Origin of the sequence: Bacillus sp. C28GYM-DRY-1 (assembly GCF_030519405.1) — a bacterium.
GTDB classification, from domain to species: Bacteria; Bacillota; Bacilli; order Bacillales; family Bacillaceae; genus Bacillus; species Bacillus spizizenii_A.
On the sequence record NZ_JAUMKF010000026.1, the window covers coordinates 13782 to 33115 of the forward strand.

The 19334-nt window shown below is 42.4% G+C and carries 14 protein-coding genes and 1 other RNA gene; 11 read left to right on the forward strand and 4 right to left on the reverse strand.

The features are described from left to right. The first annotated feature begins 5 nt into the window (after window positions 1–5). The 3 genes from Q3W56_RS18425 (at window position 6) to odhB (ending at window position 6251) form a co-directional block, all read left to right on the forward strand. Window positions 6–1922, forward strand: coding sequence for a vWA domain-containing protein (locus Q3W56_RS18425; protein WP_302896425.1), 1917 nt, complete (start codon window positions 6–8; stop codon window positions 1920–1922). 228 nt (window positions 1923–2150) lie between these two features. After that, window positions 2151–4985, forward strand: coding sequence for a 2-oxoglutarate dehydrogenase E1 component (gene sucA / locus Q3W56_RS18430; protein WP_302896427.1), 2835 nt, complete (start codon window positions 2151–2153; stop codon window positions 4983–4985). Between the two features lie 15 nt (window positions 4986–5000). After that, complete coding sequence (gene odhB, locus Q3W56_RS18435; RefSeq protein WP_302896430.1) at window positions 5001–6251, forward strand: 2-oxoglutarate dehydrogenase complex dihydrolipoyllysine-residue succinyltransferase; 1251 nt, start codon at window positions 5001–5003, stop codon at window positions 6249–6251. A gap of 50 nt (window positions 6252–6301) precedes the next feature. On the opposite strand, the gene Q3W56_RS18440 is transcribed toward odhB, so the two are convergent. Further along, the gene (locus tag Q3W56_RS18440) at window positions 6302–7267 is read right to left on the reverse strand and encodes a bile acid:sodium symporter family transporter (protein WP_302896431.1); all 966 of its coding nucleotides are present in this window, start codon (window positions 7265–7267) and stop codon (window positions 6302–6304) included. A gap of 231 nt (window positions 7268–7498) precedes the next feature. On the opposite strand from Q3W56_RS18440, the gene Q3W56_RS18445 reads away from it, so the two are divergent. After that, window positions 7499–8836 (forward strand): sodium-dependent transporter, encoded by a 1338-nt coding sequence (locus Q3W56_RS18445; RefSeq protein ID WP_302896432.1) that lies wholly within the window; start codon window positions 7499–7501, stop codon window positions 8834–8836. Window positions 8837–8869: 33 nt separating this feature from the next. Here Q3W56_RS18445 and Q3W56_RS18450 read toward each other — a convergent pair whose 3' ends face one another. The 3 genes from Q3W56_RS18450 to dhaS all read right to left on the reverse strand — a co-directional run bounded on the left by Q3W56_RS18450 (window position 8870) and on the right by dhaS (window position 13191). Beyond that, window positions 8870–9715, reverse strand: coding sequence for a superoxide dismutase (locus Q3W56_RS18450; RefSeq protein ID WP_302896433.1), 846 nt, complete (start codon window positions 9713–9715; stop codon window positions 8870–8872). Continuing rightward, window positions 9705–11603 carry a terpene cyclase/mutase family protein gene (locus Q3W56_RS18455; protein ID WP_302896435.1) on the reverse strand — a complete coding sequence of 633 codons (1899 nt, stop codon included), beginning with the start codon at window positions 11601–11603 and terminating at the stop codon, window positions 9705–9707. The genes Q3W56_RS18450 and Q3W56_RS18455 overlap by 11 nt, the downstream gene beginning before the upstream one ends. 100 nt (window positions 11604–11703) lie before the next feature. Beyond that, on the reverse strand, window positions 11704–13191 hold the full coding sequence (gene dhaS / locus Q3W56_RS18460; protein WP_302896437.1) for an aldehyde dehydrogenase DhaS: 1488 nt from the start codon (window positions 13189–13191) through the stop codon (window positions 11704–11706). Between the two features lie 232 nt (window positions 13192–13423). Here dhaS and Q3W56_RS18465 point away from each other — a divergent pair, with 232 nt between their 5' ends. The 7 genes from Q3W56_RS18465 to Q3W56_RS18495 all read left to right on the forward strand — a co-directional run bounded on the left by Q3W56_RS18465 (window position 13424) and on the right by Q3W56_RS18495 (window position 19165). Next, window positions 13424–13627 (forward strand): DUF6501 family protein, encoded by a 204-nt coding sequence (locus Q3W56_RS18465; protein ID WP_003241656.1) that lies wholly within the window; start codon window positions 13424–13426, stop codon window positions 13625–13627. A 310-nt stretch (window positions 13628–13937) separates the two neighbouring features. Then, window positions 13938–14282, forward strand: a complete 345-nt coding sequence (locus Q3W56_RS18470; protein WP_302896439.1) for a PH domain-containing protein — start codon at window positions 13938–13940, stop codon at window positions 14280–14282. 182 nt (window positions 14283–14464) lie between these two features. Further along, window positions 14465–14956, forward strand: a complete 492-nt coding sequence (locus tag Q3W56_RS18475; protein WP_302896441.1) for a TraR/DksA family transcriptional regulator — start codon at window positions 14465–14467, stop codon at window positions 14954–14956. 150 nt (window positions 14957–15106) lie between these two features. Beyond that, window positions 15107–15733 (forward strand): FMN-dependent NADH-azoreductase AzoJ, encoded by a 627-nt coding sequence (gene azoJ / locus Q3W56_RS18480; RefSeq protein ID WP_302896442.1) that lies wholly within the window; start codon window positions 15107–15109, stop codon window positions 15731–15733. Window positions 15734–15950: 217 nt separating this feature from the next. Beyond that, window positions 15951–16137, forward strand: a non-coding RNA gene (gene ssrS, locus Q3W56_RS18485) — 6S RNA. Window positions 16138–16278: 141 nt separating this feature from the next. After that, the gene (recQ, locus tag Q3W56_RS18490; protein ID WP_302896444.1) at window positions 16279–18054 is read left to right on the forward strand and encodes a DNA helicase RecQ; all 1776 of its coding nucleotides are present in this window, start codon (window positions 16279–16281) and stop codon (window positions 18052–18054) included. A 247-nt stretch (window positions 18055–18301) separates the two neighbouring features. After that, window positions 18302–19165 carry a 3D domain-containing protein gene (locus Q3W56_RS18495; protein WP_019714633.1) on the forward strand — a complete coding sequence of 288 codons (864 nt, stop codon included), beginning with the start codon at window positions 18302–18304 and terminating at the stop codon, window positions 19163–19165. The last annotated feature ends 169 nt before the right edge of the window (window positions 19166–19334 follow it).

A 19334-nucleotide genomic window follows, 5' to 3' on the forward strand; every position in this document is an offset into this window, starting at 1 on the left:
CTGCGATGAAATTTATCAAATTTAATGACAGCACAATAGATTCGTTTTTATTTATGATGCTCACTGATTTGGCCAAAACACTCACCAAGAGTGAAGCGGTAGAAGTGGAATATGGCGTTCAGTCCTATTACAACCCATTTGAAAAGAAAATCTATATGAGCCACTTTTGGAAAGACAGGGCAGCGGAGGACATGGAAGCGGGCCTGAAAAGTGACGTCTACCTGCGTTCGGTCGGAACGAGATATAGCTCGCTGCAAGAGTTTGCAAACTTTTTGGATGATATTCATCGGCAGCTTACGTTCAAAAGCTTTGCCAAGCAGCTGTTTATGCTGCTTGAGGACATCAGAATAGAGGAATGTATTAAACATGAGCGCCCGGGTACGAAACATGTATTTGCGAAGCGAAAAGACATGTACAGAAAACACTTCTCCACTCAGCTGACTTTAAATTTAGAGCGAAGCATTTTTACGGATGCCCTCTTTTGCGCCATCTATGTCAAGCTAACAACGGAATCACCGCTCGAGACCCTTCCGTCTATGCGTGAAGATATTGATCTAATGCGCCCGTTTATTGAGCAGCAGCTCCTGCGCGTGTATGAAGCAGATTCGACACGGCAGGTTCTAAAAATTGTTGAAGACCTAATGGACGGACTCGAAGAGGTGCTCGATAAAGACATGTTGAACACCTACTTCTTTTTGCCTGAGCTTGATTACGCAAAAGCTGCAGAACAACCGTTATTTGAAGATGAGAAAAAAGCGCCGAAGCTGAGTGATGACATCACGCTTCCAAAAAAATCAGAAGGTGATGAGGATATCCACGAAGAAGAAATGCCGACATGGCACCGGGAAACAGAAGCACCGTCTAAAAGCTTCCTTCAATTTGATATTGAACACGGAGCAAAATCAGATTTAGGAAAAGACGCTTCAAGGGAAGGCGACGATGGAGATCAAGCCCTTGGCTCTGTCCAGGGATCAGCCAGACAAACAAAACGGAAAGACTATTCCAAGCTGGAAGCGCTGGAGTCTCAAAAAGACCAGCCGAACAGTGCGGGTATGGCTGACGGGAAAGAAAATAAATACGCATTTCCGATTTATAAAGAGCCGCAGAAGGCAACGAGTGAAGAAGAGCTTTCTTATAAACAGCAGGCAAAAACGATTGAATCGTATCAAAAGCGATTAAAACAAATGATTCAAAAAACGCTGGAGCATAAAAAAACATTGCCTAGAACAGACCTTCATGCCGGACGGCTGAACAATAAGCTCCTCCGTTACTTCACTGAGCGAAATCCGCGTCTTTTCTACAAAAAACAAGAACCATCATCAGAAATTGACGCGGTTTTTACATTGCTGGTCGATTGTTCTGCCAGCATGTTCGACAAAATGGACGAAACAAAGCGGGGAATCGTGCTATTTCACGAAGCGTTGAAATCGGTAGCGGTTCCGCATCAGATTGTCGGCTTTTGGGAGGATACAAACGATGCGACCGAAACAAGCCAGCCAAACTATTTCAATACGGTAATTCCCTTCCAATCATCATTAAGACAAGAGGCTGGACCTGCAATTATGCAGCTTGAGCCTGAGGAAGATAACCGTGACGGCTATGCGATCCGACAGATGACAAAAAAAATGCTGCAGCGAAGCGAGGCGCAAAAGTTCTTGATCGTTTTTTCAGATGGAGAGCCGGCCGCGTTTGGCTATGAGCAAAACGGGATTGTCGATACAAGCGAAGCCGTTATTGAAGCCCGAAAGAGAGGAATAGAAGTGATAAATGTTTTTCTCTCCAACTCAGAAATAGAAGAATCGCAAATGAAAACCATTCAGGATATGTATGGAAAGTTCAGTATATTTGTCCCGGATGTTGATGAGCTCCCCGATGTACTGTATCCGCTGCTGAAAAAACTACTCCATAAAAGCATAGGATAGCCCTTTATCCTATGCTTTTTGGCGTTTCTTTTTTCAAATGATTAAATTTTTTGTTTTTTATAAAGGTTTTTTACTATTTTGTGAACAATCAAGGTAGAATCAAATTGCAAACAGTGGTAAAATATCGGTGGAAGCGTTTTTATTACATAATTTTGGACACAGCGTTCGAAAGTTATTTTAAGATAGTGAATCATTCACTTGATTATCTAAGTTGGGGGTAATATTCAAATGTTTCAAAATAGTATGAAACAACGAATGAATTGGGAAGATTTTTACGGTCCGAACCTCGGCTATGCGCTGGAGCTTTACGATCAGTATACCCAGGATCCGACCAGCATTGATCCGGATCTAAAGGAAATGTTCGACGAGCTCGGCGCTCCGCCAAACGATATAAAAGAGGCCTCGGGAACAAAAGAAAAGGGACGTGTTACAGCCGATCTGATTCAAAAGATCGCATCCGCAGTCAGACTTGCAGAAGATATCCGAACCTATGGCCATTTAAACGCTTCCGTCAATCCGCTCAGAAAGGATGGTAAAAAGAGCGAGCTCTTTCCATTATCCGATTACGGGCTAACAGAAGAAGAAATAAAAGCAATACCTGCGTCAGTGATTTGCAAAGACGCTCCTAAAAACATTACGAACGGTTTAGAAGCCATTCAGTATTTACGAAATACGTATAAAAGAACCATCTCATTTGAATTTGACCATGTGCATGACTTTAAAGAGCGCGAGTGGCTGACAAAGATGATTGAATCCGGCGAGCTGTTCCAGAAGAACTCAGCTGAGAAGCTGTCGGCTGTTCTGGAAAGACTGACAGAAGTAGAGAGCTTTGAACAGTTTTTACACCGTACATTCGTCGGGCAGAAGCGCTTTTCCATTGAGGGGCTGGACGCACTTGTCCCAGTGCTTGATGACATTATTGCACAATCTGTTAAATCTGGCACGACGAGTGTCAACATCGGGATGGCACACAGAGGGCGCCTGAATGTTTTGGCACACGTGCTCGGCAAACCGTATGAAATCATTTTCTCTGAATTCCAGCATGCGCCGAACAAAGATCTTGTCCCGTCTGAGGGTTCAATCGGAATTAGCTACGGATGGACAGGGGATGTCAAATACCATCTGGGGGCGAATCGGGAGCTTCAAGACACTGAAACAAAATCAGCGCGCATTACGTTAGCAAACAACCCGAGCCACTTGGAATTTATCAATCCGATTGTTGAAGGCAGCACGAGAGCGGCACAGGAAACGAGAACACAAAGCGGATATCCGGTGCAGGATGAAACAAAATCGCTTGCCATCTTAATTCATGGAGACGCTGCATTCCCTGGGGAAGGAATCGTCGCTGAAACATTGAATTTAAGCTCTTTAAAAGGGTATCAAGTAGGCGGTGCGATTCATATTATCGCCAATAACATGATCGGATTCACAACTGAAAGCGCTGAATCAAGGTCGACAAACTACGCCAGTGACCTGGCGAAGGGCTATGAAATTCCGATTGTTCACGTAAATGCGGACGATCCAGAAGCCTGTCTTTCAGCTGTTAAGTTTGCGGTCGAATACCGAAAAACATTCAATAAGGACTTTCTGATTGACTTGATTGGGTACAGACGCTATGGACACAATGAAATGGATGAACCGTCTACCACTCAGCCGATGCTGTATGATGCTGTCAGAAAGCATCCGACCGTCAAACAAATTTTCGCCGAAAAGCTCGTAAATGAAGGCGTGCTTACCGAAGAAGTTGTTCAAAACATCGAAAAATCGGTAACGAAGCGCATGGAAGATGCTTATCAGAAAGTGCCGTCTAAAAAGGAACATACCGCAAGTGAAATTGAACTTCCAGAGCCTGTTTCAAACGGTTTCCCTGATGTGGACACTTCCATTGATTTTGATGTACTCCGTAAGCTGAATGGGGAATTAATCAATTGGCCGGAGTCATTTAACGTTTTCGGCAAGCTTAAGCGTATTTTAGAAAGACGCGCCAAGGCGTTCGATGATGATAGAAAAGTGGAATGGTCTTTGGCTGAATCACTTGCGTTTGCTTCTATTTTGAAAGACGGAACACCGATTCGTTTAACTGGACAGGATTCCGAGCGCGGAACGTTCGCCCAAAGAAACCTTGTGCTTCATGACAGTGAGACGGGCGAAGAATTTGTGCCGCTGCATCATTTATCTGACTGTGACACGTCTTTTGCTGTTCATAACAGCCCGCTGTCTGAAGGATCGGTTCTTGGCTTTGAATACGGGTATAACGTGCATTCACCGGAAACGCTTGTCATGTGGGAAGCGCAGTATGGAGATTTTGCCAACGCTGCTCAAGTGTATTTTGACCAATTCATTTCTGCCGGACGCGCGAAATGGGGCCAAAAATCTGGATTAGTCATGCTTCTTCCGCACGGTTACGAGGGACAGGGGCCCGAGCACTCAAGCGGAAGAATCGAGCGGTTCCTGCAGCTTGCCGCGGAAAACAACTGGACGGTTGCCAACCTGACAAGCGCTGCACAATATTTTCATATTTTAAGAAGACAGGCCAAAATGCTGCTTCGTGAAGAAATCAGGCCGCTCGTCATTATGACGCCGAAGAGCCTTCTTCGTAATCCGAATACGGTTTCGGAAGTGCAGGAGCTCAGCGAAAGCCGCTTTCAGCCTGTATACGAACAGTCCGGACTTTCTCATGACTATGAAAAAGTAACCAGACTTGTATTATCCAGCGGTAAAGTGTCTATTGACATCAGCGACCATTTCAATAAGTTAGAAGACGGTAAAGAGTGGCTTCACATTGCGAGAATTGAACAGCTGTATCCATTCCCGGCAAAAGGAGTCAAAGAATTATTAGCGAAACTTCCGAACCTGAAAGAAATCGTTTGGGTGCAGGAAGAGCCGCAGAACATGGGGGCCTGGAGTTATATCAGCCCATATTTGACAGAGATTGCACCACAGGGAGTAAGCGTTCAATATATTGGGCGAAGAAGACGATCCAGCCCTGCAGAGGGAGATCCGACAGTGCATAAAAAAGAGCAGGAACGTATTGTATCTGATAGCTTGACTCGCAAAAACTAAGGGGGAAATGAAAAAATGGCGGAAATTAAGGTACCTGAATTAGCAGAATCAATCTCAGAAGGAACAATAGCCCAATGGTTGAAGCAGCCTGGTGATTATGTAGAACAGGGTGAATATCTGCTTGAACTAGAAACGGACAAAGTAAATGTTGAATTGACAGCAGAAGAATCGGGTGTACTTCAAGAGGTATTGAAAGATTCGGGTGATACCGTCCAAGTTGGAGAAATTATCGGTACGATTTCAGAAGGCGCGGGTGAAAGTTCTGCCCCTGCACCTTCAGAGAAAGCTGAAAGCAAAGATAGCGAGAAAGAAGAGAAACAGGCTGAACCAGCTGCAAAAGATAGCGAGGAAGCACAAGCCGAAGCAAAATCAAGAACGATCGCTTCCCCTTCAGCCCGTAAGCTGGCAAGAGAGAAAGGAATTGACCTGTCTCAGGTTCCAACGGGAGATCCGTTAGGGAGAGTGCGCAAGCAGGATGTCGAAGCGTACGAAAAACCAGCGTCAAAACCGGCTCCTCAGAAACAACAGCAGCCTCAGGCTCAAAAAACACAGCAAAGCTTTGACAAACCTGTCGAAGTGCAAAAAATGTCACGCCGCAGACAAACGATTGCAAAACGACTTGTAGAGGTACAGCAAACATCAGCGATGCTGACTACATTTAATGAAGTAGACATGACGGCTGTCATGAACCTCAGAAAACGCCGCAAAGATCAATTCTTTGAGCAAAACGAAGTGAAGCTCGGCTTTATGTCTTTCTTTACGAAAGCGGTTGTTGCTGCATTGAAGAAATATCCGCTGCTGAATGCGGAAATTCAAGGCGATGAGCTGATCGTTAAGAAATTCTACGACATCGGGATTGCTGTTGCAGCTGATGAAGGCCTTGTCGTTCCGGTTGTACGGGATGCGGACCGTTTGACATTTGCAGGCATCGAAAAAGAAATCGGCGAACTTGCGAAAAAAGCAAGAAACAATAAATTAACCCTTAGCGAGCTTCAGGGCGGTTCCTTTACCATTACAAACGGAGGAACTTTCGGTTCACTGATGTCGACTCCAATTTTAAACAGCCCTCAAGTCGGTATACTGGGCATGCATAAGATTCAACTGCGACCTGTAGCCATTGATGAAGATCGTTTCGAAAACCGTCCGATGATGTATATCGCTTTATCTTATGATCACCGGATTGTTGACGGTAAAGAAGCGGTTGGTTTCCTAGTGACAATCAAAAATTTACTGGAAGATCCTGAACAGCTTTTATTAGAGGGATAATAAAAAAAGGTACATCACGATAAAGTGATGTACCTTTTTTGATGCGTATTTTAAAGAGACAGATTGTTGCTGTTGGATGCTGTTTGTTCCTTTTTCGCTTTTTTTGACCAGTATGTTGCCAGCATGGAACCAGAAAGGTTATGCCACACACTGAATATCGCGCTGGGTACGGCAGATAGCGGTGAGAAATGAGCCGTGGCGAGTGCGGCCCCAAGTCCTGAATTTTGCATGCCAACTTCGATTGCAATTGCTTTTTGAGACGGATAATCCATTTTTAAAAGCTTTGCACAAAGAAATCCAAGCAAATAACCGATTCCGTTATGCAGGATGACAACAGAAAAAATGAGCAACCCTGATTGAAGGAGATTTTCCCGGTTGCCGCTGACAACAGCTGAGACAATCGCAACGATGCCAATGACAGAAACAAGCGGAAGGGCATGTACAGCTTTTTCCACTTGCTTTCTGAAAAACATTTTGACGATCACGCCTGCGATGATCGGAAATAAAACAGCCTGTAAGATTGAAATAATTAAAGACCCTGGCGAGACAGGGAGCCATTCCCTGGCAAACAGCATGATCAAAACTGGTGTTAAAACAGGTGCCAACAAGGTAGAAATTGTTGTAACAGCAACAGATAAAGCCGTATTTCCTTTTGCTAAAAATGTCATGACATTAGAGGCTGTGCCGCCAGGACAGCAGCCAACAAGAATAACACCCACTGCGATCTCAGCTGGAAGATGCAGCCCAAATGAGAGGCCGAAAGCAACGAGCGGCATGATGGTATACTGTACAATTACCCCGATAATGACATGCCAAGGTTTTCTGATCAGTTCTTTGAAATCATCGGCTTGCAGTGTAAGACCCATTCCAAACATGATAATGCCAAGAAAAATCGTAATATAAGTACTGATCCATGTAAAATAAGACGGGAAAGTAAATCCCAGCAGGGCAAAAACAATGACCCATATGCCAAAGGTTTGTCCCGCGAAATGACTTATTTTTCTAATGATGTCCATCAAAACACTCCTTACACATTTATCAAGAACTTCAGCAGAAATTCTCACAGATTTTGAAGCATTCTCTTATTATAATTAATTTTCTGAATAATTCAATATTAGTAGATGAATTGACTTTTGATAGAAAAGCAATAAATGCGTTATGTAAACGAATTAAAATGTTCTTGACTATATAGGAAGATATTCTTACAATGAATCTTTATAATGGTTAGATAAAATAGGAGTGATAGGGTGAAGGAAGCGAATCAATGGTCTTCGAAGCTCGGCTTTATTTTAGCCGCGGCAGGATCAGCTATCGGGCTTGGTGCGATATGGAAATTTCCATATGTAGCGGGAACCAGCGGAGGAGGAGCATTTTTACTTATTTTTATTTTATTTACGGTTTTAATCGGACTGCCTTTATTGTTAGGTGAATTCATCATAGGCAGAAAAACACAGAAAGATGCCGTACAATCCTATAAAACACTTGCTCCGGGAACGAAGTGGCATTGGATCGGTTATTTAGGAATGGCGACGTGCTTTATTCTTTTATCTTTTTATAGTGTCGTCGGCGGGTGGATTTTAATTTATATTACAAAAGGCTTCACTGGCGGTTTATCGCAAACATCTGGTTTTGATACGATATTTGCTAGTACGATTTCAAATCCTTATCTGGCAGTAGGAGGCCAGCTGCTCTTTATGGTGGTGACAATTTTTGTTGTTGCAAAAGGGGTTAGCAGCGGAATTGAAAAAGCAAGCCAAATATTAATGCCGGCGCTTTTTATATTATTTGTTATTTTAATGGTGCGTTCGGTTACACTTGATGGAGCGATGGAAGGGCTCAAGTTTTTCCTGATGCCTGATGTAACCGCGATTAATGCCAATACGATTTTATATGCGATGGGCCAATCCTTTTTCTTATTAAGTGTCGGTGTATCAGTCATGGTAACGTATAGCTCTTATTTAGAGAAACAGGAAAACGTAGTGCAGTCCGCTGTATCAGTAACTGTATTAAACATGCTTGTTGCTGTAATGGCAGGAATTGCGATTTTTCCAGCTGTATTTTCATTCGGCCTCAAACCAGACCAAGGGCCGGTCCTGTTATTTAACGTACTGCCGACTGTGTTTAATCAAATGCCGTTCGGAATTATCTTTTTATTAGCATTTTTAATTCTATTTTTATTTGCGGCATTGACATCCGCTTTCTCAATGCTGGAAATTTTGGTCGCAGTGCTTTCAAAAGGCGATGTCAATAAGAGAAAACGATTCGCTTGGTTAGGCGGGATTGCTATTTTTATTGTCGGTGTGCCGTCTGCATTATCCTACGGTGTCTTAAGTGACGTCTCTCTATTTCACTTGTCTATTTTTGATGCGGCCGACTATCTTGTAAGCAATATTTTAATGCCGTTAGGCGCATTATTGATTTCTATTTTTGTCCCGCTAAAAATACCGAAACAGGATTTGTTTAATGAGCTGAAAAGCGGTTCCAATCTCAAACGAAAGTGGTTTGCGGTTTGGCTGCTGCTCATTCGTTATCTATCTCCTGTTGCCATCATTATCGTATTTTTGCATGTGGTAGGCATTTTTTAAAACACGAAGCCCCCGGGAAAAGGGGGCTTTTTTTTAATAGAGTTTCCAAACGACATCTTTTGCCTGCTCGAAACGTTTTTCTGCCTCGCGCCAATCCACGACATTCCACCAATGATCAACATAGCTTGCCCTGTCATTTTTATATTGCAAATAGTAGGCATGTTCCCATACGTCAAGCGGTAAAAGAGGGATCACATCCCATTGGCTGAAGAGCTGGTGCTTTTCTGCCGTTAAGATCTCCAGCCGTCCCGATCGGGGAGCCCAGACCAGAATCGCCCAGCCGACTCCTTCCACTTTTTTAGCGGCCTGAGTAAAATGTTCTTTAAAGGCCGAGTAGCTTCCAAATGAAATATCGATCATTTGGAACAATGCTCCTGTAGGGCGCCTTTTTCCGTTTGGATGCATCGAAAACCAAAAAATACTGTGCAAATAATGGCCTGCTCCATGAAATGCAAGCTCTCTTTCCCAATGAGTGATCAAGTCATAATTCTTTGATGCTCTCGCTTTTTTTAGCTCTGTTTCTGCTTTGTTTAAACCGTCAACATAGCTCTGATGATGCTTCGTATGATGAAGGACCATAATGTCACGTGATATATAAGGTTCTAAGGCGGAATATTTGTATGGAAGCTTTGGCAGCACATGTTTCCCAATAGGGACGTAAGCACGTCTTTCACTTGTATCCTCTGATTCTGTAATATCCCGATAAAGGGCAGCAGCCTGCTTATACCAATCTTCTTCTGTTGTTTGGTCATCTTCCAGCGCTTCAATCATTTTGTCAAATTGATCTTCAAATTGTTCAAGCTGTCCTCGCTTTTGAATCTGATCCTTCAAGGCTTCACACCAATTGAACATCTCCGTTTGATAAGATTCACGTTTCATTTGCTGTCTCCTTTTCAATAGAATTCAAATATTTTCCGACAGCCAGCAAAGAGAATACATATGGATAACTGTGATAACGAATATAAAATTGCTTTGGCAATCCGATTCCTGCTGGATAGGCCAAGCTATCGGCGCTATGATAACGGCTGTCCGTAAGATATTGCATGCCTTTCACAACAGATGGGTGTTCGGAATTTTCGTATGTGAGCAGTGCGTCTAAAGCCCAGGCCGTTTGTACAATAGTTCCTTTATGAAGCGGGACGTACGTTTTGACTTCGGCGCTTTTACAGGATTCTCCCCAGCTGCCGTCATCATGCTGTATGGATTTGAGCCAGCGCAAGGCCTTTTGTATAACAGGGTGCTTTCGGTCAACTCCGCAGGCCTGCATGCCCGTGAGAGCAGCCCATGTTCCGTAAATGTAGCAAACACCCCATCTCCCGTACCATGACCCATTTTGTTCTTGATGTTCGACAAGCCAGTTCACAGCGCGCTGAATATGTTGATGTTTCTCACTGAAACCAGCTTTCTCGCCTAAAAAGTGCAGCACACGTCCGGTGAGGTCGGCGGTTGAAGGGTCAACCGCTGCGTCCTCGGCGGATTCAAGCGGGAGAAGCCGAATCAGAGGATGGTTCACATTTTTTTCAAAAGCAGAAAATCCGCCGTCATTGTTTTGCATCGATAAAAGCCAAGACACCCCTCGCTCCCAAGCTGAAGGAGAATAACTGCGGGGAATCGCTTTTAATACGGCTGCAGTGTCGTCACAGTCAGGGTTATTTGTATTGATGTTTGAAAACCCCCAGCCGCCGGGCGCTGCTCTCGGGTTTTTGACAGACCAATCTGCTCTTTTGGTATGCTGGCGTTCTAGCAAATAGGCAGCAGCTTTTGTGATAGAGCCGTCTGTTTCGGTCACGCCGTTTTTTTGAAGGGCATAGCTGATCAAAGCTGTATCCCAAACAGTTGAAGTAGAGTTTTCCAGATAAGGAATCCCGCTGCACTTTGTCATCAATGATTTGATGCCGTTAATCGCCCTCTTGATAACAGGAGAGTGGCGTGACACACCAAGTGACAGAAGGCTGTAAACCATAAATATGGTTGCGCTCGCGTAGCTGTATAATGTTCCGTCTTTTTCAATCCGGTCCAGCATATATGTTTTAGCCATCTGTAAGCCGAGCTGCTGAAAAGCAAAGGGTGCATGAAAAATGCGATTCCAATGTGACCAAATAGACGTGAGATCTCTTTCTTCAAAAGCATCAGATCGAAGCCAAGTGAAAGGGTTTTTTGTCATATGCGGATCGAGATGGCGAAGTGATGAAATATTGCGGTTTTTAAGAACAAATCGCTGATTGAGTGTTACAGCCATAGGAGCAAAATGAATTCGGGCATATGCGCTAAACTGATAGAAATGAACCGGTAACGTTGGGGGAAGCGCCATGAGTGATAATGGTAAATACAAAACAGGCCAAGGATACAGCCCGTTCACGGCAAGCATCCATTTTGTCATGAAATGAACATGTCTCAAACCGCCATGTGAGATGATAAATTGTTCAGCTTTCCTCATGTGCGGGTCAGATTGGTGAAAACAACCAGAAGCCAGCATCCCGACATATCCTTGGACGGTAGCGGTTAGATTTCCGCTCGTTTCATCGGGATAATTGATGAATGTCCCGTCGGGCTGCTGTTTTTCGCGAATGCCGGCTGCAAGCGCTGATATTCGTTCTTTTTCATTCTTGCCTTCATTTAGTGAGGTGAGGAGTAAAATAAAAAAGGAATTTGTCATGATTGGTCCTTCAAAGCAAAATGTCCACGAACCGTCAGCATTTTGCCTGTCTTTTAACTCTGCAATGGTTTTCTTTTGATAACGCCTCACTTTCTCCTGAAGTGTGCCCATCACGCTCAACTCCTTCAGAAGCATATATATTCTGCGTCATTTACAGCCATTACAGAAAGAAAAAAAACTGCTGGCAGGCAGCAGTTTTTTGACATACATGTTAGTCTTCGAGATTTATCCATACACTTTTGACTTCTGTGTAGTTATCTAAGGCATATGATCCCATTTCACGTCCGAGTCCTGACTGTTTATAACCGCCAAACGGAGATGCTGCGTCAAACACATTATAGCAGTTTACCCAAACGGTACCGGCTTGAAGACGGTCCGCGATATAGTGGGCATGCTTGACGTTCTCTGTCCATAGTCCGGCTGCGAGTCCATATTCTGAATGATTCGCTCGTTCAATGACTTCATCGACTGTTTCGTACGGAATAGCAGTCAGCACCGGTCCAAAAATTTCTTCTTTTGCGATGGTCATCTCGTCTTCAACATTCGCAAACACAGTCGGTGCGACAAAATATCCTTCTTCAAAAGGACAGCTTCCCCCAGTCACTGCTTTCGCTCCTTCGTCTTTTCCTTTTTGAATATAGGAAAGAACGCGTTCGTGCTGTTCCTTGCTCACGAGAGGCCCGATTTGTGTATCCTTATGAAGTCCCGCTCCTTGGCGGAGTGATTCAGCATAGGACACCATCTCATCAACAACTTCATCATATTGGTCTTTATGAATGAAAACGCGTGAGCCCGCACAGCAGACTTGGCCTTGGTTAAACATCACACCGTTTAAAGCGCCTGGGATCGCTTTTTTCAAATTCGCATCCGGCAAGAGAATATTTGGTGATTTTCCGCCCAGCTCCAATGTAACCCGCTTAATGCTTTTCGCAGCGGTGGACATGATTTTCTTTCCAATTTCAGTGGAACCGGTAAAGGCAATTTTATCAACCGCTTCATGGTTCGTCAGCGCTTCTCCCGCATCTTCACCGAATCCCGGAATGATATTGATGACACCGTCAGGGAAGCCGGCTTGGTCAATTAATTCTGCCAAATAAAGAGCAGAAAGCGGTGTTTGTTCAGCCGGTTTGAGCACGATTGTACAGCCTGTTGCAAGAGCAGCACCCATTTTCCACATCGCCATCAGGAGCGGGAAATTCCATGGAATGATCTGGCCGACGACGCCCACAGGCTCATGGCGCGTATAATTAAAATAAGCGCCGGAAACAGGAATCGTCTGTCCTGTTATTTTTGTACACCAGCCGGCGTAATAGCGCATATGCTCAATAGCCAGCGGTATATCTCCATTCGTCGTTTCATTTATAGGTTTTCCGTTATCAAGCGTTTCAAGTTGAGCAAGCTCAGTTTTATGCTCTTCCATTAAGTCTGCCAGCTTATACATCAGTCTGCTTCTTGAAGCCGGAGACATTGTTCTCCATTCTCCTTGGTCAAAGGCTTTCCGGGCAGCTTTAACCGCTTTGTCCACATCCGCAGCCTGGGCTTCATACAGCGTCATCAAAGTTTCGCCGGTCGCCGGGTTGGGTGTGTCAAATGTTGCCCCTGAGGCACTCGGAACAAACTTTCCGTCAATATAAAGCTTCTTTGTTCCTTTTAAAAATGTCTCCAGCCTTTTCGTCACTTGCATCGTTAAAGAACTCATCTGTAACAAACCTCCAGTCATTTTTTATGGTCTGTTTTGAGATTCTTGGTGATAGCACATTGATTTTCATTGATCGAATAGCAGGAATAAGCTGTGATTTTTGCTATAAGAGTAAGCGTATAAAAACATTCTATAATAGAAAACAAGGCAAAATCAATGAATAACCGATATTGCAATTTACAAAAGAAAAAAGCTACAATAAGCTTATAGATATGAAAAGGAGATTTCATTTATGATTCATAACAATTGGCTTGAAAAAGAAACAATCAAAAAGGTAAAATGTGTGCAGACAAACGCAAAAAAATATATCGTAAATCGCGTTTTAACTCCGGGAAAAGAATATGAAGTGAAAAATGAAACAGAGGAGTTTCTCTTTGTGATCGACAATACGAATAAAGTCGGTGGCTATTATAAAGAATACTTCGAAGAGGTTTAAAATCGCAGCAGAGCTGCGGTTTTTTTTTTTGATAAAAACAGGAAAAATAAAACAAAATCAATGAAAACTCTAAGAACCACTTTTTTTAAAAAAAACAATGCTGAATATTGAAACTTTTTTCTCTATACGTGCGTATTACTTGATGACAACAGCACAAAAGATGAAAAACAAATCAAAAATCTGAAAAATGTAATCTGTTCGTAATGGTTTAAATGTCTTCTATGTCGTATTCTTATATAGGGATAAAGGACTTATTTTTATATAGTGAATGAATAAACAAATAGATAAATGCAGAAAGAGGGGTTCTTCATTGGGTATTTTTTCTGTTAGCAGATCAGCGGATGCAAAGAAGCTTGAAGCTTTGCTCGTTGAAGGAGAAAGAATAGAATCGATTTATAAGCTCCGAGTGGACCAAATTTGCTTTACAAATAAGCGGATCATTTTTTTTGACAATAAAATGTTTTCTAAAAAGAAGGTTCGTGTATTTCTTCCATATAAAACAATTGAAAGCTTTGCGATCCAAGAAGCGGGCATGTTCGATCCGGACACTGGGCTTTTATTGATGACTAGAAGCAAAACGTTCGAATTAGAATTTGCGAAAGACACCGATTTAAGCGAAGTTCAAGCGGTGCTGACAAAGCACTTGTGCAGCTGAATATTTGATGAGCCAGCCGTTCAAAAAATGGTTAGGCTTTTTTTATATAAAAAACAGAGAAGAGCGTATATGCATTGTTCTGGTGGCGATGCGTTCAAAGATGCATTAGCTCATCTTTCTATCAAGTTCCCATGTTTGACAGTGGGCAAAACGGGAAACAGGATAGAAAGGAGAGGATACACATGGCGTTGACTAAAGAACAAAAGAAGCATCTCTATTATAAATTGCTCGATATGAAAAAAGAATTATCTGGCGAGAAGAAGGAAACAGAATCAATAACGGAAGAAGTAGGGGAGCTTTCCAATGGGGTTGACAACCACATGGCAGACCACGGCACGCTCGTCACAGACCGGATGACAGACCAAACGGTGAGAGAGGTCGACCGGGAGCTGTTAGAGGAGGTCAACCATGCGTTACAAAAAATGAAAGATGGCACGTACGGAGTGTGTGAAAAAACTGGCCAAGACATTCCTTATGAAAGGCTTGAAGCTGTTCCTTATGCAAGAATGACAGTGAAGGCCCAAGCTGATATGGAGGGTGATGTAGAGACAGATGCTCCATCATTTGAAAGAGAGTTTCACGAGCAGGTAAAGGATCTATCCAATAAAGAAACCATTGATCAAAAAAGCTCTCAGACGTATGAAATTTTGGATCGTGAACAAGATTCGAAGTGAAAATGGCAAGCAAGTACACCGATATTAGATGTACTTGCTTTTTTTTTGTAAAAAATCTCATATTCAAAATAAAGTCATTGACTTTACGTAAAAAAGAAAGTAACATACTATTTGTAAGTTAATATAAAAAGTTTACCGGGAGGAATACAAATGTCTACAGTATTATTTGTAAAAACAAGCGACCGTACAGCCGAAGAAGGCGTTTCAACTAAACTTTACGAGGCTTTCTTAGCTGCTTATAAAGAAAATAACCCTGCTGACGAAGTGGTTGAATTAGATCTTCATAAAGAGAACCTACCTTACCTTGGAAGAGATATGATTAACGGAACATTTAAAGCAGGTCAAGGAATGGAAATGACAGAAGAAGAGAAAAAACAAGCTGCAATTGCCGATAAATATCTGAACCAGTTTGTAAAAGCTGACAAAGTTGTTTTCGCATTCCCGCTTTGGAACTTCACAGTGCCGGCAGTTCTTCATACTTATGTTGATTACCTGTCTCGTGCAGGCGTTACATTCAAATACACACAAGAAGGACCAGTTGGGTTAATGGGAGACAAAAAAGTTGCACTCCTTAACGCGCGCGGCGGCATTTACTCTGAAGGGCCAATGGCTGCACTTGAAATGTCATTAAACTTCATGAAAACAGTTCTTGGCTTTTGGGGTGTTCAAGACTTGCACACTGTTGTTATCGAAGGACATAACGCAGCACCTGATCAAGCTCAAGAAATCGTAGAAAAAGGTTTACAAGAAGCAAAAGATCTCGCTGCGAAATTCTAATGAAACAAAGACTCCTATCACTGCGATAGGAGTTTTTTGTATACATATTATCTAGAAGAAAGAGAACGAAAAAGGCTGTTTTTTTATTGTAATATATTTTTTATTTGTCAAATCGTCAGATATAATAGCGAAAAAGCAGTTTTAATCGCTGGAAAAAGTTTTTCTAAACAATTGTTCTGGCCCCTTGATAAAAATCGGCTGATGGTGTACTATATAAAAGAAGCTACTTTGTGCGTATTGTTAATTAAGTTTTAACCTTTAAGCTGTAATAGGGAGTTTTATATCGAAGCTGGAATGTCATGCCTCCATTGCAGAGGACGACAGGAACGTTTCTGCAAACACCCACTTTGAGGAGTGGTGGTTTAAAACTTTCTTACTTGCATACGGCAAGACGTAGCGAAAGCCATTTCCTTTTTGGAAATGGCTTTTTATTTTATCTAAAAAAGATAGGTATAGTGAAAATTCAATTTCTGTGTGTCAGAAATGAAGGCCGCTTTTTTATGATATGATGGGAGAAATTCAAGGAAAAGCGAGGTTTACACGTTATGTTACATAGAGCCCAATCCCTTCTGGCCCATTATTTCGGTTATGAAAAGCTCCGCAGTGGACAAGAAGAAGCGATCCGCTCGGTGACGGAAGCGAGACAAAATACGGCCTGCATTATGCCGACGGGAGGAGGCAAATCAATATGCTATCAAATTCCGGCACTAATGTTTGAAGGGACAACGATCGTTATTTCGCCGTTGATTTCCTTGATGAAGGATCAAGTCGATGCGTTAGAAGAAGCAGGGATTACCGCCGCCTACATTAACAGCACACAATCCAATCAGGAGATTTATGAGAGGCTGAACGGACTCAAAGAAGGGGCTTACAAGCTTTTTTACATTACACCGGAGCGACTAACGTCCACGGAGTTTATACGGATTTTGCAGAGCATTGATGTTCCTTTGGTCGCAATAGACGAGGCGCACTGTATATCTCAATGGGGCCACGATTTCAGGCCAAGCTACAGAAATATTGAAATTTTGTTCCGAGAATTACATGACAAGCCTGTCATCATGGCATTAACAGCAACAGCAACACCTGAGGTTCATGAGGATATATGCAAACAGCTGCATATTCAAAAAGAAAACACGATACATACCGGATTCTCTCGAGACAATTTAACCTTTAAAGTAGCAAAAGGAGAAAATAAGGATCGTTTTATTGATGATTATGTGCAAAACAACAAACATGAGGCAGGAATTGTATACACAGCGACCAGGAAAGAAGCTGATCGAATATATGAGAGATTAAAACGAAATCAGATCAGTGCGGGCAGATATCACGGGGGCTTGGCAGATGATGTGAGAAAAGAGCAGCAGGAAAGGTTTCTTAATGACGAGCTGCAAGTGATGGTGGCAACCTCTGCTTTTGGTATGGGCATTGATAAATCAAACATCAGATTTGTTCTGCATGCACAGATTCCAAAAGATATGGAAAGCTACTATCAAGAGGCTGGACGAGCTGGGCGAGACGGTCTTGCCAGTGAATGTGTACTTCTGTTTTCACCGCAGGATATTATGGTGCAGCGCTTCTTAATTGAACAATCAGAGCATGAAGAGAAACAAAAGCAGGATTTAAAAAAGCTGAGACAAATGGTCGACTATTGTCACACGGAAGATTGCCTGCAGCGTTTTATCCTTATGTATTTCGGAGAAAAGGAGCCTCATGCGTGCGGACAGTGCGGAAATTGCACTGATACAAGGACGTCCCATGATGTGACTCGGGAGGCACAAATGGTCTTATCTTGTATCATTCGCATGAAAGAACGGTTTGGCAAGACGATGGTTGCCCAGGTGCTAGCCGGATCTAAAAATAAAAAGGTTCTTGAAAACGGCTTTTCCGAACTCACCACATATGGGATATTAAAACACCAATCAGTAGGGGAAATCAGTGATTTTATCGAATTTCTCATTTCTGACGATTTTATCAGGATGTCAGACGGTACGTTTCCGACTCTTTTTGTCAGCAGTAAAGGAAGGAATGTGCTGAGAGGAGAATTATCAATAAAGAGAAAAGAAGCGTTAAAAGCATTAGCGATTACTGAAAATGACGAACTGTTTGAGCGATTGCGCATGGTTCGCAAAGAAATTGCGACAGAGCAGGGTGTTCCTCCTTTTGTTGTTTTCTCTGACCAAACGTTAAAAGAAATGTCAGGAAAACAGCCCGTAAATGATGAGGAACTGTTGTCTATAAAAGGAGTCGGAGAACAAAAAAGGGCAAAATACGGCCGGCTTTTTTTACAAGAAATACAAGCTTATGCAGGGATGTCAGACTAAAAAAACAGTAAATCAACCTTTTTTTCTATAAAAAACACATTTTATTTTCTCTTTTTTTCCTCAAGATAAAAAGACTTGCGAAGCCTATTATATCAAGGGTTCAGCAAGTCTTTCCAGCAGAGAGAAATCCTTCATGTAAAGGAACTGTAATCTAAATCATATCTTTTTGTTATTGATTTGACATTTACGTGTGTTACGATATCACCTGTTAGCCGCCAATAAAAAGCTAACAAGGGAGGATTTACTTATGAAGAAGACGATTATGTCCTTTGTAGCAGTTGCTGCACTTTCATCAACTGCATTCGGAGCTCACGCTTCTGCAAAAGAAATCACGGTGCAAAAGGGTGAAACGCTCTGGGGAATCTCTCAGAAAAACGGAGTGAACCTAAAGGACCTAAAAGAATGGAACAAGTTAACTTCTGATAAAATCATTGCAGGAGAAAAACTGACCATTTCTTCAGAAGAAACAACCACTACTGGGCAATATACAATCAAAGCGGGGGACACGCTGACAAAGATTGCTCAACAATTCGGAACAACAGTCAATAACCTGAAGGTTTGGAATAACCTAAGCTCTGACATGATCTATGCTGGATCAACACTTTCAGTAAAAGGTCAGGCAACAGCAGCAAACACAGTTACTGAGAATACGCAACCAAGCGCACCTCAAACTGAAACAAAACAAGAAGCTGTGCAAAAAGAGCAACCTAAACAAGAAACAGTTCAACAACAACCTAAACAAGAAACAAAGGCTGCAGCAGAAACTTCTGTTCCTACAGAAGAAAAGGCTGTTCAATCTAATACAAATAATCAAGAAGCTTCAAAAGAACTGACAGTTACTGCTACTGCTTACACTGCTAACGACGGCGGCATCTCCGGTGTTACAGCAACAGGCGTTGACTTAAATAAGAACCCAAACGCGAAAGTTATCGCGGTTGATCCTAATGTGATCCCACTAGGTTCTAAAGTCTATGTTGAAGGCTACGGTGAAGCAACAGCAGCAGATACTGGCGGCGCTATTAAAGGAAATAAAATCGACGTATTTGTACCCAATAAAAGTGATGCATCTAATTGGGGCGTCAAAACTGTAAATGTAAAAATCTTAAACTAATCATATAGATTGTGATAAAAGACATGAGCCTTTGGCTTGTGTCTTTTTTCGTTCTGTTTAGAGATGTATATATGTATCATATGGTGATAAAAGAAAAGCGGTTCCGATGTTTTTTACGTGTGAAAAATGGGTAGATGGTAAATGCCCCTATCATCTAACTATTTGCAGA

Bases quoted from the DNA above. Each gene is read 5' to 3' on its own strand.
- Q3W56_RS18425 (WP_302896425.1), top strand. From the start codon at position 6: ATGAAATTTATCAAATTTAATGACAGCACAATAGATTCGTTTTTATTT.
- sucA (WP_302896427.1), top strand. From the start codon at position 2,151: ATGTTTCAAAATAGTATGAAACAACGAATGAATTGGGAAGATTTTTAC.
- odhB (WP_302896430.1), top strand. From the start codon at position 5,001: ATGGCGGAAATTAAGGTACCTGAATTAGCAGAATCAATCTCAGAAGGA.
- Q3W56_RS18440 (WP_302896431.1), bottom strand. From the start codon at position 7,267: ATGGACATCATTAGAAAAATAAGTCATTTCGCGGGACAAACCTTTGGC.
- Q3W56_RS18450 (WP_302896433.1), bottom strand. From the start codon at position 9,715: ATGAAACGTGAATCTTATCAAACGGAGATGTTCAATTGGTGTGAAGCC.
- Q3W56_RS18455 (WP_302896435.1), bottom strand. From the start codon at position 11,603: ATGGGCACACTTCAGGAGAAAGTGAGGCGTTATCAAAAGAAAACCATT.
- dhaS (WP_302896437.1), bottom strand. From the start codon at position 13,191: ATGAGTTCTTTAACGATGCAAGTGACGAAAAGGCTGGAGACATTTTTA.
- Q3W56_RS18465 (WP_003241656.1), top strand. From the start codon at position 13,424: ATGATTCATAACAATTGGCTTGAAAAAGAAACAATCAAAAAGGTAAAA.
- Q3W56_RS18475 (WP_302896441.1), top strand. From the start codon at position 14,465: ATGGCGTTGACTAAAGAACAAAAGAAGCATCTCTATTATAAATTGCTC.
- azoJ (WP_302896442.1), top strand. From the start codon at position 15,107: ATGTCTACAGTATTATTTGTAAAAACAAGCGACCGTACAGCCGAAGAA.
- recQ (WP_302896444.1), top strand. From the start codon at position 16,279: ATGTTACATAGAGCCCAATCCCTTCTGGCCCATTATTTCGGTTATGAA.
- Q3W56_RS18495 (WP_019714633.1), top strand. From the start codon at position 18,302: ATGAAGAAGACGATTATGTCCTTTGTAGCAGTTGCTGCACTTTCATCA.